This window comes from Rhodopseudomonas sp. P2A-2r (assembly GCF_026015985.1).
In the GTDB taxonomy this organism is placed as follows: Bacteria; Pseudomonadota; Alphaproteobacteria; order Rhizobiales; family Xanthobacteraceae; genus Tardiphaga.
This window is the reverse complement of sequence record NZ_CP110389.1, coordinates 438,640-452,357: the sequence shown is the minus strand read 5'-3', so window position 1 is coordinate 452,357 and position 13,718 is coordinate 438,640. Positions and strand designations below refer to the sequence as shown.

The following is a 13,718-nucleotide window of genomic DNA, read 5'->3' as shown; positions in this document are numbered from 1 at the left end:
CGCTACGTGAGGGGCGCTGCGCAGAACAATCGCGCCGTCGCGGTCACAACTACAGTCGGCCGTTCCATTGACTGGCGCTGGTCTGAGTCTAGCCTTCGGTCACCGTCTTCACAGCCCGCAAAGCACAGCCCTTCATGATCACCATCATCCTTGCCAATCTATTCAAACGTATGTCCGAGAGGTCAGCCCTGCTGCCTCTTGCCGCTGCGGCGTCGATCATGTCGGTGCATTTTGCCTGCGCCCAGACGCCTGCCGCCACCGAGACGATCCGGATCGGCTATCAAAAGTCGTCGACACTCACGGCCATCCTGAAAACCAACGGCGACCTCGACAAGGCGCTGGCGCCGCTCGGCATCCGCGTGTCCTGGCATGAGTTCTCAAGCGGTCTGCCGCTGCTAGAGGCAATCAACACCGGCAATATCGATTTCGGCGCTGACGTCGCCGACACCGTACCGATCTTCGCGCAGGCGGCCGGAGCGAAGCTCGCTTATATCGCCGAAGAGGCCGCATCGCCATCGGCGCAGGCGATTCTGGTGCCGGCGGAATCGCCGATCAAGACGCTGGCCGATCTCAAGGGCCGCAAGGTCGCCGTCACCAAGGGCGCCGGCAGCCACTTCCTGCTGCTCGCCGCGCTCGGCAAGGCCGGCCTCAACTTCAAGGAAATCACGCCGGCCTATCTGCCGCCGGCCGACGGCCGCATTGCCTTTGTCGGCGGCAACGTAGATGCCTGGGTGGCATGGGATCCATTCCTCACCAGCGCTCAACGCGCTTCAAATGCACGCGTACTCGCCGACGGCAGCAACGGGCTGGCGAGCTACAAACGCTATTATCTGTCTTCGGCCGCCTATGCCGATCGCCATGGCGATGCGCTCAATGTGATCTATCGCAAGCTCGATGAGACCGGCCAGTGGGTCAAGGCGCATCCGAAGGACGCCGCCGCCCTGCTCGCGCGCCTGTGGGGCATCGATGCCGCCACGGTCGAGGAGGCGAACAGCCACCGCTCCTATCGAGTCGGCACCGTCACTCCGGAAAAGCTCGCCGAACAGCAACGTATCGCCGACGCCTTTCACGCCGAAGGCCTGATACCGGTCAAGGTCAACGCGGCTGATGTAAAACTATGGGCTCCGAAATAGCGTGCTATCAACACAAGCTGAAGATGATCGCGCGCCAGATCGGACGTACAGCGGAATTGACAGGCGGGCAGGCGCGAGCTCCTGACTGATCGGACATCTAGCGGCGCCGTGAATCGATTTGCACGGCGCCGTTATCGTTCGGCAAAATGACGGAACCTCACGTTTCGCATTCAGGCAGAAATCGCCACGACGCGCAGCCGATTCGCGATAGCCACGCATGATCGAGCGGCCGCGCACCTCCGCACGTTGCTGCTCAAGCATTCAAACACCTCGGATTGCATTGCGGTAAGCCCTTATAATACCGTGGGTATTATAAGGCGCGCGCATTAGAGTTAACCGACAGGTAATGACAGCGAGGTACAATTAGTACCAAGTCATACAGGGGGCACTCAGCGTCTGAGCGTGTTGCTCAGACTCCTAGAATGACGACGATCATATTTTATTCGTTTCTCGGCTGCACGAGCCTCGTAGCCGATCTAGCACTGCCCCCATTTCAGCAACGTGCATTCGGAGCCATCAGAAGATGCTGTCCTTTTTCTCCAATCTTAAAATCGCCCAGAAGATCGCAGCAGTTTTCCTGCTGATGACGCTCATTTCGCTGACGGTCAACGGGCTGATCTGGCGCAATGTCTCCACGATGGAAAGCACCTCAGAGCGGATTGACCATACGCACAAGGTCGTCGAACAGATCAACCGCATCGTGGCGGCGATGGTCGACGGCGAAACCGGCGTTCGTGGATACCTCGTATCCGCCAAAGAAGGTTTCCTTGAGCCGTATCTCGCGCACGAGAAGAAATTCTCCGCGGCGGTGGACGAGGCGCGCCGACTGACGTCCGACAATCCGGTTCAGCAGCAGCGCTTTGCCGATATCAGCAAGGCCGCCCAGGGCTGGCGAACCGAGGTTGCTGAAAAGGAAATCGCGCTGATGAAGAATTCGCAGACCCAGACCGAGGCGCGACAGATGGAAGCCGGCGGCGCCGGCAAGAAGTACATGGACGGCATCCGTGAGTTGGCGAGCGCCGCAAGCGACGCCGAAGCCTCGTTGCTGGGCGCCCGTGCCGCTGCCAGCGCTGCGGCCGCCTCTTCGTCCTACACCACCATTGTCGGCGGCGGCGTCGGCATGGTCGCAATTGCGCTCATCGGCCTGTTCACATTGAGCCGCGGCGTTGCCCGCCCGATCGTCACGATGACCGGTGCGATGTCGCAACTTGCCGCCAACGACCTCGAAGCGGCGATTGAAGGCTCGGACCGCCGCGACGAAATCGGTGCGATGGCCAAGGCGGTTCAGGTCTTCAAGGACAATGCCATCCGGGTAAAGGCCCTGGAAGCCGCACAGGCTGAAACGGAACAGGCGAACGCTGCCCGGCGCAAGGCCGAGATGTTCCAGCTGGCGGACGATTTTGAAAGTGCCGTCGGCCGGATCGTGCAGACTGTCTCGTCCTCGTCGACGCAGCTCGAGAGCGCCGCCGGCACATTGTCGAAGAATGCCGATCGCGCGCAGGAGCAAACCACGATGGTTTCGGCCGCATCGGAAGAAGCCTCGACCAATGTGCAGTCGGTTGCTTCAGCGACCGAGGAAATGACGTCGTCGGTCAACGAGATCAGCCGCCAGGTCCAGGAGTCGGCCCACATCGCCCGCGAAGCCGTGGAGCAGGCACGCAAGACCAACAGCCGCGTCAGCGAACTCGCAAAGGCGGCTGCCCGTATCGGTGACGTCGTCGAACTGATCAACACCATCGCCGGTCAGACCAACCTGCTGGCGTTGAACGCCACCATCGAGGCAGCGCGTGCCGGCGAGGCCGGACGGGGCTTCGCGGTCGTGGCGTCCGAGGTCAAGGCCCTGGCGGAACAGACCGCCAAGGCCACCGGCGAGATCAGCCAGCAGATCACCGGCATCCAGGGCGCGACGCAGGAATCCGTCGATTCGATCAAGGAGATCGGCGACACCATCGGCAGGATGTCTGAAATCGCTTCGACCATCGCATCCGCGGTCGAGGAACAGGGCGCGGCGACCCAGGAGATCTCCCGCAACGTCCAGCAGGCTGCGCAGGGAACCCATCAGGTTTCGTCGAACATCACCGACATTCAGCGCGGTGCCGGAGAGACCGGGGCGGCCTCTGCCCAGGTGCTGTCGGCAGCGCAATCGCTGTCAGGGGAAAGCGGCCGGTTGCGCGATGAGGTCGGCAAGTTCCTGAGCACCATCCGCGCCGCCTGACGCGGGGCACAGCACAGCAGCTTCAAGCGGGCGCCCCTCCGGCGCCCGCTTTTGTTTGAGGGCCACAGGCGCGGACCGGCACGGCGTGCCGTCAGCCACGCAGCAGCTCGTCAAATCTGCGAGGGAACCTGACGCACGAACTCCGGGAACCCGATGGAACCTTCTGATATCGTTCGCGTTGTTCGCGCATGAACAAACATTCTCCGAACGATTCCGCTTCTCCCTCCCCCGCGACCATCGTTGAAGTGGTTGCCGAGACGGGCAAGCAGGTCGAGCCACCGCCGCCGGAATTGCTGGAGCCTGATCCCGACCTGACTCCTGAAGAAGCGGAACAGGCGCGGAAAGATTATCTGCTGACGCGGTTCTGGATCAGCGCCAAGGGATTCTGGGGCGCTGCGGGCGACAAGCTGGCCTGGGCGTTTTCGATCGGCTTGCTGTTGCTGATCGTCACCAATGTCGGCTTCCAGTACGGCATCAACGTCTGGAACCGGTCCATTTTTGACGCGATCGAGAAGCGCGACGCCGCGAGCGTCTGGCATCTGACCGGCATCTTCTTTCCACTGGCCATCGGCAGCGTGCTGCTGGGAGTCGGCCAGGTCTATGTGCGGATGTGGCTGCAGCGGAACTGGCGCGCATGGCTGACCAACTCGGTGGTGTCGCGCTGGCTGACCTCGGGTCGCTACTACCAGCTCAATCTGGTCAGCGGCGATCATCAGAACCCGGAATATCGCATCGCCGAGGACCTGCGCGTCGCCACCGATTCGCCGATCGACTTTGCCTCCGGCGTGGTCTCGGCGTTTCTCTCGGCGACGACCTTCATCGTGGTGCTGTGGACCATCGGCGGCGCGCTAACGCTGACATGGGGCGGCTCGACCGTCACCGTTCCCGGCTTCCTGGTGATCGCAGCCGTGCTTTACGCAGGCATCGCCTCCGGCTCGATCATGGTGATCGGCCGCGCCTTCGTACAGACCTCCGAAGACAAGAATCAGGCCGAGGCGGAGTATCGCTACGCGCTGACGCGCGTCCGCGAGAACGGCGAGAGCATCGCGCTGCTCGGCGGCGAAGAGGAAGAACGCGCCGGCATCGACAAGACCTTCGGCAATACGCTGCGCCAGTGGGCCCGCCTGGCGCACCAGCACATGCGCACCACGCTGGTGTCGCAGGGATCCGGCCTGATCGCGCCGGTGGTCCCGCTTCTACTCTGCGCGCCAAAATTTCTTGAGGGCAGCATGTCGCTGGGGCAGGTGATGCAGGCGGCCAGCGCCTTCACCATCGTGCAGGCGGCGTTCGGCTGGTTGGTCGACAACTATCCGCGGCTTGCCGACTGGAATGCCTGCGCGCGGCGCATCGCCTCGCTGATGATGTCGCTCGACGGGCTGGAGCGCGCCGAGCGCGGCGATGGCATCGGCCGCATCACGCGCGGCGAAACCACCGGCGACACCGCGCTCAGCCTGCACGATCTCTCGGTGACCCTCGACGACGGTACCGCCGTGGTCGGCGACACCGAAGTCAAGATCGAGCCCGGCGAGCGCCTGCTGGTGGCCGGCGAGTCCGGCACCGGCAAGAGCACGCTGGTGCGCGCCATTGCCGGTCTGTGGCCGTGGGGCGGCGGCAGCATCAATTTCCATCCCGACCGCCGGCTGTTCATGCTGCCACAGAAGCCCTACGTGCCATCCGGCACGCTGCGCCGCGCCGCCGCCTATCCGGCTGCCGCAGAGGATTGAGCGTCGAGGAGATCGGCCGCGCGCTCGACAAGGTTGGGCTCGGCCATCTCAAGGAGAAGCTCGAGGAAGACGCGCCATGGGACCAGACCCTGTCCGGCGGCGAGAAGCAGCGACTGGCCTTCGCACGGCTGTTCCTGCACAGCCCCGATATCATCGTGCTGGACGAGGCGACCTCGGCGCTCGACGCCAAGAGCCAGGACAAGATGATGGAGCTGCTCACCGAGGAACTGCCCAACGCGACCGTGGTCTCCGTGGCCCATCGCGAAGAGCTCGAAGTCTTCCACAGTCGCAAGATCGTGCTGGAACGTCGCAAGGGCGGCGCCAAGCTCGTCAGCGACATCGAGCTGGTGCCGCGCAAAAGCAAGCGGAAGCTGCTCGGCCGGTTTCTGCGGGGCCGCAAGGCACCGACGAAGGCCGCGTGATTGCCGTTGTCTGTGGGGCGGGAATCGACTTAGGATTTCGGTTCAGAAGCGAGGTGGTTGCTGATGCTCGACCATATCGGTTTTTCGGTTTCCGACTACGAGCGTGCCAAGGAATTCTACGTCCGTGCGCTGGCGCCGCTGGGCTATGGCGTGGCCATGGAAGTCACCGAAGAGGAAACCGGCGACTATGCCGCCGCGGGCTTTGGCGCCAATGGCAAGCCGGATTTCTGGATCAGCGGTCAGGGCGCGATCAACATTCCCGTGCACATCGCCCTTGTCGCCAAGGATCGCGCCACGGTCGATGCGTTCTATCAAGCCGCGATGGCTGCGGGCGGCACCGACAACGGCCCGCCCGGCATCCGCGCCCATTATCATCCGAACTACTACGGCGCCTTCGTGCGCGATCCCGACGGCCATAACATCGAAGCCGTCTGCCACGCGCCGGCGTAGCTACTTGAACGCCGGCAGCACGAAGATCGCGATGTTGACGAACAGCGCTCCGGCATAGGCCATCGAGCGCAGGCTGGGCTTGTCCGCGACATAAAGCAGCCCGTGGGCAACGCGGAAGGCGATGTACAGCACCGCGAGCCAGTCCACCACGCCCGGGCTGGCGCCGAAGCTTAGCGCCGCCATCACCGCCACGGCGAAGAACGGAAAATTCTCGTAGGCATTCTGGTGCGCGGCATAAGCGCGGCGCTTGGCGCCGTCGAGCCGGTCCGCGTCGTCGCGCGGCGCGTTGTTGTCACGCGATCCCGATTTGGCATAGCCGACCCAGACCAGCGGCAGCAGCGCCGCAATCAAAATACACCAATAGGCAACCGGCATTGCACCCTCCCCTGCTTCATCCATGTGATGCGAGGTTCCTTGATCGCTGTCAAACGATGTTCGCGGAACCTCGTCGCCGCCGCGCCGTTATGCCTCCGACCGTCACAGGAGAATGCACATCATGGCCACCGACACCGCCGCCGACATCGACCGTACCTGGGAGTTGATGAAGAAGATTGGCTTCGCCATGCTGGTAACCCATGACGGCGACAAGTTGCGTGCCCGACCGATGGCCGCGCATGTGGATCGCGACGCCAACACCATCTATTTCCTGACCGATGCCCGTCGTCACAAAGACGAGGAGATTGCACGCAATCCCAACATCAATCTGTCCTTTGCGGACGCTAGTGACCAGAAGTATGTCTCGGTCACCGGCACCGCCGAAGTCTCCAATGACCGGGCCAAGATAAAAGAGCTGTTCTCGATGCCGGCAAAAGCCTGGTGGGACAGCGCCGAAGATCCCAACATCCGCGTGCTCAAGGTCACCCCTGACGATGCGGAGTTCTGGGATTCGCCGGGCTCGGCAATCAGCTATGTGAAGATGGCGGCGGCGGCTGTCACCGGCACGCGGCCGGACATCGGGACCAACCGCAAGGTTGCGATCTGATGGTCGGCCCGGTCGAGGACCCGCCCATCCAACCTGGCAAGCCGACGGAGCCGCCGCAGGAACAGCCGCCGGGAAATCCGCGACCCGAAATTCCTCCTCCGGTCCGCGAGCCCGGCGAGCCGCAACTGCCGGACGAATTGCCGGGCTATCAGCCTGAGGAAATTCCGGAGCGCGGACCCGACATCAATCCCGGGCCGCCCGAGCAACCCGCGACGATGTAGTTCGGCATGACAAGCGACGGCCTGAATGCGCAATGAACGAAGCGCATTCGGGCCGTTGTCATATCAGAAATAAAAGCTGACCGCGTCGGATGGGGTGCCACACTGCGGCCTTACCATTGTCAGTTGATTGCTCGCTGCGCCGGTGTGCGACCACCAGCGCTCGTTAGAATTTTCCAGAGGACTTCAGTTCATCATGACAAAAATTCGCCTCGTACTACTGGCCACGACAGCGCTCAGCGTTGCGTCGTTCGCAGCACCCGCTTTGCATGCGACGCAAACCGATGCATCGTTTGTAGTTGCACAGGCCGCGCCACCGGCACCCGAGGGAGAGCCGAAAGGTGAACCGAAGGCACCTCCGAAAGCCCCGCCGGCTGCAGCACCGCGTCCTGCTGCTCCTCCGGCTGCTGCGCCGCCGCGCCCTGCCGAGGCACCGCGTCCCGCACCACCGGCAGCCGAACGTCCGCCTGCGCCTGCCGCTGCGCCGGAACGCCCCAAACCGCCAGCGGCCGAGCCGCCGCGTCCTCCTGCGCCGCCGGCCGCCGAGCGCCCCGCACCGACGCCTCCGGCTGCGGAGCGTCCGCGCCCGGTGACACCGCCCGCCGCACCCGAACGTCCAGCTCCGCCCGCCGCGGCGCCCAAACCTGCGACGCCAACGCCACCCGCTGCACCGACGCCGCCCGCCGCACGGCAGACCCCGGCTGCAGTCGCGCCTGCTGCCAAGCCTGAAGCTCCTGGTGCCAAACCAGCAGCCCCCGCTCCCGCCGCCGCTGCGCCCGAACCCGATCGCCCCGCACCTGGTGCCGGCCGCCCCGGACGTCCCGGTGAGCCAGAGTCCGGTCGCCCCGAGCGCGACCGCAACGGCCCGCGCGGTCCTGCAGGGCCGAATGGCGCAGCTGCACCTGCTCCCGGCACGCCGGCGGCAACCGCTCCCGGCACCCCTCCCGCGGCTCCTGCAGCGCCGAACGCTGCCCCGCCAGCGCCGGCTGCTCGTACGCCTGGTGCGCCGGCGACCGCTCCAGGTGCGGCAGCTCCTGCAGCACCCAGCGCCGTTGCGCCCGGTGCCGCAGCGCCGGCCGCGGTAGCACCCGCCGCGCCTGCCGCAGGGGCGCCCGCCGCCGATCCCAGCTTCCAGCAGCGCCGCGAGCTGCAGAAACAGTCGACGTTGCCGCCCGGCGCACCGGTAGCGCCCGTTGCACCGCCCGCCGCAGCGCCGATCCCGGCGGCGCCCCCGCCGGCCCAGGCACTGGCTCCGATCGCGCCGGGTGCTCAGGCTCCAGGTCCGCGCAACATCACCGAATTCCGCGGCCAGCGTGTCGAGCGTCGCGAGGGCGGACGTACGGTGTTCACCGAACCCGGTCGCATCATCGTGCAGGATCCGAACGGGCAGTCGTTCATCCGGCACGACGAGATGGATCGCTTCCGCTACGGCGCACGCGATATTCGCGTCGAGCGCGACGGCGCCGATTCCCGCACGATCGTGATCCGTCCGGATGGATCGCAGATCATCACCGTCACCGGCCGCGACGGCCAGCTGCTGCGCCGCATCCGCCGCGACGACCGGGGCCGCGAGGTGATCATCATCGACAACACCTATCGCGATCCCCAGGCGATCGGTGGCTTCTATGTCGACCTGCCGCCGCCGGTGATCCGCATCCCGCGCGACCGCTACATCGTGGAGTCGGAAGATGCATCGCCGGAGCTCATCTACGACACCATGCTGGCGCCGCCGGTGGAACGCGTGCCACGACGCTTCTCGCTGGACGAGATTCGCTACAGCCCGTCGGTGCGGCAGCTGATGCCGTCGATCGACCTCGACACCATCAACTTCGCAACCGGGTCGTGGGATATCGCCCCCGACCAGGCGGCCAAGTTGCAGGCCATCGCGGACGGCCTCAACAAGGCGATCTCGCGCAATCCGAAGGAGGTCTTCCTGATCGAAGGTCACACCGACGCGGTCGGCTCGGACGTCGACAACCTGTCGCTCTCTGACCGTCGCGCCCAGGCCGCCGCCGAATTGCTGACCCGGCAGTTCCAGGTGCCCGAAGAGAACCTGACGTCGCAGGGCTATGGCGAGCAGTATCTGAAGGTGCCGACGGACGGCCCGGAACGCCGCAACCGCCGCGTCACCATCCGCCGCATCACGCCGCTGCTAAACGGCGGACAGGCGTCATTGCCGCCGCCGCCGGCCGGCATCGCGCCGCCACGCTGATCGGCTGGATTAAGAAAATGGCCGGGAGCAATCCCGGCCATTTTTATTTTGATAGTTGAAAGGCAGAGCCGGAAAAAGTCAGCGCTTCTCCGCCAGCCCCAGCGCATCGGCGATCACGCGAAACACCTCGGTATTATCCATCGATCCATGCACGCGATCGCTGCCCGGTCCGGTCGCGGTGAGGATGACGTCCTCGCCGGAATGCACGCTGGCATTCATCATCGCCGGCAGGTTGCCGAGTCGTAGCACCGCACCGGGCACATCCTTGTATTTCGCATTGGCCTTGAAGCTGCCGGGCGTGTCGCCCTTCTCGGTGGGCTCGTTGGGATTGTCGAGCTTGGGACGCAGCGTCTCGTAGTGATCGGGGATGCTCGCCGAGAAGATCGCCAAGCGGCGGCTGACGTCGACCCGCGAAGGATAACCGTCAGCGTCGGGAGCGGGATAGTTCGGGAAGCCGGCCTTTTCGTAGACGCCGACGCGCTCGCGCAGCGGCGTGTTGGGCAGCGCAGCCATGTCATCATTGACGGTGCCGACCAGGCTGTTCGGATGGTTGTGATCGGCGACCACCAGGATCAGCGTATCCTCGCCGCGCGCGGTCGACCAGTCGCGCGCCAGCCGCACAGCATTGTCGAGCATGATGGTGTCATAGACCGCGCGCTCCATGTCGAGGGCATGGGCATATTTGTCGATCAGGCCGGATTCGACCATCAGGAAGAAGCCGTTGTCGTTACGCGACAGGATGTTCAGCGCGCCCTGCAATTGCTCGGTAAGATCCGGCTGTTCCGGATTTTTCCTGACCCCACCGCCTTTCAGGAACTTGCGGTCGAGCACGCCGTCCATGTTGCCCGGCGCGAACAGGCCAAGCAGTTTGCGCGTGTCGGGTTTCGCCGCCAGCGCGTTGAGTTCGGGCGCGGTCGCCGCGAACGGATAGCCGGCGTCGCGGAATTTCGCGATGTAGTCGAGGTCATCCTTGCGCTTCGAGGCATCGTTGGCCTGCGGCAGGAAGTTCGCCGCGCCGCCGCCCATCAGCACATCCGGCTTCGCGGCGAAGAACTGCTCGACGATCTGGTCGTAGGCAGCGCGGCGGCGGGTATGCGCCACCATGGCCGCCGGCGTGGCGTCCTCGATCTCGGTGTTGGTGACGATGCCGATGGCCATGTCGCGCTGCCGGCGGATCACGCTGGTGATGGTCTCGACGCGCGGATCGTCGAACGGGTTGGCGGTGCGGTCCGCATAGACGCCCATCGCGTTGACCGCGGTCTTGTGGCCGGTGGCATAGGCGCAGGCCGCATTGGCAGAATCGGTGATGATCGAATCCGATCCTGCCGTCGCCACGAAAGCCATGTGCGGCATGTCGTCGATGGCCAGCTTGCCGAGGCTCTTGCCCTCGCTGATGCCCTTCGACAGCAGCCGCGCGCCGATGCGGTGCGCCGGCGACAGGCCGTCGCCGATGAACAGGATGACGTTCTTCGCCTTGCGGACGCCGGTGCCGTACACGTTCCAGGCGATGGAGCGGCTGGTCGTGCCGTCGCTGACCTCGATCGTGTAGGCCCCGGGCTTGCTCAGCGCGACGTCGCGCAGCAGCAGCGCCGACTGTTCCTTACCATCCTCGCGCGCGATGTAGGTCGCAGCCTTGCCGAACGCGGTGGCAACGTCTGCGCCGTTGACGGTGACCTTGATATTCCCGGCGTCGACCGGTCCGGGGAATTCCACCTTGAAGTCGAAAGTCGCGCCGGCAAGGATATCGGCGCGGTCTATCGGATAGATGGTCTGCGCGGCGAGCTGCGAAGCGCTGGACAGCAGCAGGGCAAACGCTGCGGCGGCAACGGGATACTTCATGATGGAGGCCTCAAGCGCCCGTCACGGGCGGGTGGCCTCCATTACGACGGCCGGATAACGGGTCAATGACGGAGCTGGAGTCAGTTCGCGGTGGTCGTTCCCCGGACGCGATGCACTGCGCCGCGTCTTCGCGGCGTGGTGCGCCGCAGATCCGGGGTCCAGCTTGCTGCAAGAAAGATGGGTCCCGGATCTGCGGAGCGGCACTTCGCGCCGCACCGCGTCCGGGACACGATCCTCAGCTCTTGTCGTTATCCAGCTTCGGGATGCTGGAGCCCTCGCCGGCGCTCAGCAGGCCGGCCTTGGCGTAAAGGTCCAGCTTGGCGCGGGTGTCGCTGATGTCGAGGTTGCGCATGGTGAGCTGGCCGATGCGGTCGCCCGGCGTGAACGGCGCGTCCTCGACCTTTTCCATGCTGAGCCGCTCCGGCGCATAGGTCAGGTTCGGGCTCTCGGTGTTGAGCAGCGAATAGTCGTTGCCGCGGCGCAGTTCGAGCGTGACTTCGCCGGTGATGGCGCGCGCGACCCAGCGCTGCGCGGTCTCGCGCAGCATCAGGGCCTGCGAGTCGAACCAGCGACCCTGATACAGCAGCCGTCCGAGCTTCATCCCGCTCATGCGGTACTGCTCGATGGTGTCTTCGTTGTGGATGCCGGTGACGAGGCGCTCATAGGCGATGTGCAGCAGCGCCATGCCCGGCGCTTCGTAGATGCCGCGGCTCTTGGCCTCGATGATCCGGTTCTCGATCTGGTCGCTCATGCCAAGGCCGTGACGGCCGCCGATCGCGTTGGCCTCGAGGAACAGAGCGACGGGATCGGCGAAGGTCTGGCCGTTCAGCGCCACGGGCTGGCCTTCGACAAACCGCACCGTGACGCGCTCGGCCTTGACGACGCAATCGTCGCGCCAGAACGGCACGCCCATGATCGGCTTGACGATCTGGATGCCGGTGTTGAGGTGTTCGAGATCCTTGGCCTCGTGCGTGGCGCCAAGCAGGTTGCTGTCGGTCGAATAGGCCTTTTCGGCGGACATCTTGTAGGCGAAGCCGTGGGCGGTCATGAACGCCGACATTTCGGCGCGACCGCCCAGCTCGTCGATGAACTGGTCGTCGAGCCAGGGCTTGTAGATCTTCAGGTCCGGATTGGTCAGCAGGCCGTAGCGGTAGAAGCGCTCGATATCGTTGCCCTTGTAGGTCGAGCCGTCGCCCCAGATATTGACGCCGTCTTCCTTCATGGCCGAGACCAGCATGGTGCCGGTCACCGCGCGGCCCAGCGGCGTGGTGTTGAAATAGGCGATGCCACCGGTCGAGACGTGGAAGGCGCCGGCCTGGATGGCGGCGATACCTTCATGAACCAGCTGCGAGCGGCAATCCACCAAGCGGGCCTTCTCGGCGCCGAACTCCATGGCCTTGCGCGGAATCTCGTCGTAGTCGGCCTCGTCGGGCTGGCCGAGGTTCGCGGTATAGGCGAAGACGCGAGCGCCCTTCTGCTTCATCCACAGCAGCGCGGCGGACGTATCGAGCCCGCCGGAGAAGGCGATACCGACGTTTTTCCCTGGGGCAGGCTCTTCAAGATCGTGATCATCGAACGTCCAATCGGGGCAATTTCTGCCGCCAGCGATAGCCCGGCCAGGCAAAGCGCGTCAACGCGGCATCGCAAGCGGCCTGCTCAATCGTGATGCTGCTCGGTGATCCGGTCGACGAAGGACGGCTTGGAGGGCCTGCGGCCACCCAGCAGGCGCCGCCGCCAGGCATAGCTTGGCCAGGCCAGCTTGGTCAGTTCGGCATCGATGCCCTCATCCGTCAATCTTGTAGAGGGCCAGCGGTAGATGTAACCGTGGATCAGCCAGATCACCAGGAAGGTCACCAGCCCGGCAATCGCCACGTCGGTGAAGAAATGCCCGCCGAACGCCATTCTGAGGCCACTGGTCACCGCGCCGAACGCTGCGGCGGCCACATAGGCCACCGGCCGCCAGGCGGGTGGCGTCAGGGCGGCGGGCGCGAAGGTCCAGAATGCGGTGGCGCCCTCGCCCGAGAAGAACGAACAGTTGCGGCCGCATTCGCCGGTCGGATCCCACCACGCCTTGAACTGCCACGGACCGCTGAATTCGCTCACCATCACCGGCCGCGGCCGGCCCCAGTGGCTCTTGAAGGTCAGGTTGGTGAGGATGCCGGCAGCGAGGATGATGGTGACCAGCAGGAACATGACGGTGCGGCCGGGGACCAGCAGCTTGCGATTCGGCCAGATCAGCTTGACGAGCAAAGCGACGATGGACGGCAGAACGAAGGCCCAGCAGATCCACATGGCTGCATCGCGCGCGAATGCGGCCAGCGCATCGGATTTCAGCGGAAATGACTTGGTGGCGGGGTCGTAGAACAGCGCCGCCAGCTTCAGGTCGAGTTCCGGATGGAGCCCGAAGGTCAGTCCGACGACGAGGCAAAGCCCAAGCGCAATGAAGAGTCCGGTCCGGTTCATGGCGGGCGGTTTAGCCGACGAGGGTGCAGATGAAAAGGCTGCGAAATGTCATCCTTCGAG

Annotated in this window: 9 protein-coding genes and 2 pseudogenes; 7 read left to right on the top strand and 4 right to left on the bottom strand. The window is 64.8% G+C overall.

Features of this window, described 5'->3' with window-relative positions; genetic code table 11:
• Positions 1-218 precede the first annotated feature (218 nt).
• From ONR75_RS02095 to ONR75_RS02080, 4 genes and pseudogenes are all read left to right on the top strand, one after another.
• Positions 219-1,133, top strand: coding sequence for an aliphatic sulfonate ABC transporter substrate-binding protein (locus tag ONR75_RS02095; protein ID WP_265083497.1), 915 nt, complete (start codon positions 219-221; stop codon positions 1,131-1,133).
• Between the two features lie 523 nt (positions 1,134-1,656).
• Positions 1,657-3,348 (top strand): methyl-accepting chemotaxis protein, encoded by a 1,692-nt coding sequence (locus tag ONR75_RS02090; RefSeq protein WP_265081167.1) that lies wholly within the window; start codon positions 1,657-1,659, stop codon positions 3,346-3,348.
• A 188-nt stretch (positions 3,349-3,536) separates the two neighbouring features.
• Positions 3,537-5,494 (top strand): annotated as a pseudogene (locus tag ONR75_RS02085) (ABC transporter ATP-binding protein/permease).
• A 63-nt stretch (positions 5,495-5,557) separates the two neighbouring features.
• Entirely contained in the window at positions 5,558-5,944 is a 387-nt protein-coding gene (locus tag ONR75_RS02080) for a VOC family protein (RefSeq protein WP_265081166.1), read from the top strand.
• On the opposite strand, the gene ONR75_RS02075 is transcribed toward ONR75_RS02080, so the two are convergent.
• Positions 5,945-6,319 carry an MAPEG family protein gene (locus ONR75_RS02075; RefSeq protein WP_265081165.1) on the bottom strand — a complete coding sequence of 125 codons (375 nt, stop codon included), beginning with the start codon at positions 6,317-6,319 and terminating at the stop codon, positions 5,945-5,947.
• A 121-nt stretch (positions 6,320-6,440) separates the two neighbouring features.
• On the opposite strand from ONR75_RS02075, the gene ONR75_RS02070 reads away from it, so the two are divergent.
• From ONR75_RS02070 to ONR75_RS32350, 3 genes are all read left to right on the top strand, one after another.
• Complete coding sequence (locus ONR75_RS02070) at positions 6,441-6,926, top strand: pyridoxamine 5'-phosphate oxidase family protein (protein ID WP_265081164.1); 486 nt, start codon at positions 6,441-6,443, stop codon at positions 6,924-6,926.
• On the top strand, positions 6,926-7,147 hold the full coding sequence (locus tag ONR75_RS02065; RefSeq protein ID WP_265081163.1) for a hypothetical protein: 222 nt from the start codon (positions 6,926-6,928) through the stop codon (positions 7,145-7,147). The genes ONR75_RS02070 and ONR75_RS02065 overlap by 1 nt, the downstream gene beginning before the upstream one ends.
• Before the next feature lie 1,162 nt (positions 7,148-8,309).
• Positions 8,310-9,356, top strand: a complete 1,047-nt coding sequence (locus ONR75_RS32350) for an OmpA family protein (RefSeq protein WP_320109684.1) — start codon at positions 8,310-8,312, stop codon at positions 9,354-9,356.
• 78 nt (positions 9,357-9,434) lie between these two features.
• Here the strand turns inward: ONR75_RS32350 and ONR75_RS02055 are convergent, their stop codons facing one another.
• From ONR75_RS02055 to ONR75_RS02045, 3 genes and pseudogenes are all read right to left on the bottom strand, one after another.
• The gene (locus ONR75_RS02055; RefSeq protein WP_265081161.1) at positions 9,435-11,195 is read right to left on the bottom strand and encodes an alkaline phosphatase; all 1,761 of its coding nucleotides are present in this window, start codon (positions 11,193-11,195) and stop codon (positions 9,435-9,437) included.
• A gap of 235 nt (positions 11,196-11,430) precedes the next feature.
• Positions 11,431-12,767: pseudogene (gene argG, locus ONR75_RS02050) on the bottom strand (argininosuccinate synthase).
• 84 nt (positions 12,768-12,851) lie between these two features.
• A complete protein-coding gene (locus ONR75_RS02045; protein ID WP_265081160.1) occupies positions 12,852-13,658 on the bottom strand; it encodes a phosphatase PAP2 family protein in 807 nt (268 codons plus the stop codon).
• Positions 13,659-13,718 lie beyond the last annotated feature (60 nt).

Coding starts and splice junctions, on each gene's coding strand:
- ONR75_RS02095 (WP_265083497.1), top strand. CDS start 219: ATGTCGGTGCATTTTGCCTGCGCCCAGACGCCTGCCGCCACCGAGACG.
- ONR75_RS02090 (WP_265081167.1), top strand. CDS start 1,657: ATGCTGTCCTTTTTCTCCAATCTTAAAATCGCCCAGAAGATCGCAGCA.
- ONR75_RS02080 (WP_265081166.1), top strand. CDS start 5,558: ATGCTCGACCATATCGGTTTTTCGGTTTCCGACTACGAGCGTGCCAAG.
- ONR75_RS02075 (WP_265081165.1), bottom strand. CDS start 6,319: ATGCCGGTTGCCTATTGGTGTATTTTGATTGCGGCGCTGCTGCCGCTG.
- ONR75_RS02070 (WP_265081164.1), top strand. CDS start 6,441: ATGGCCACCGACACCGCCGCCGACATCGACCGTACCTGGGAGTTGATG.
- ONR75_RS02065 (WP_265081163.1), top strand. CDS start 6,926: ATGGTCGGCCCGGTCGAGGACCCGCCCATCCAACCTGGCAAGCCGACG.
- ONR75_RS02055 (WP_265081161.1), bottom strand. CDS start 11,195: ATGAAGTATCCCGTTGCCGCCGCAGCGTTTGCCCTGCTGCTGTCCAGC.
- ONR75_RS02045 (WP_265081160.1), bottom strand. CDS start 13,658: ATGAACCGGACCGGACTCTTCATTGCGCTTGGGCTTTGCCTCGTCGTC.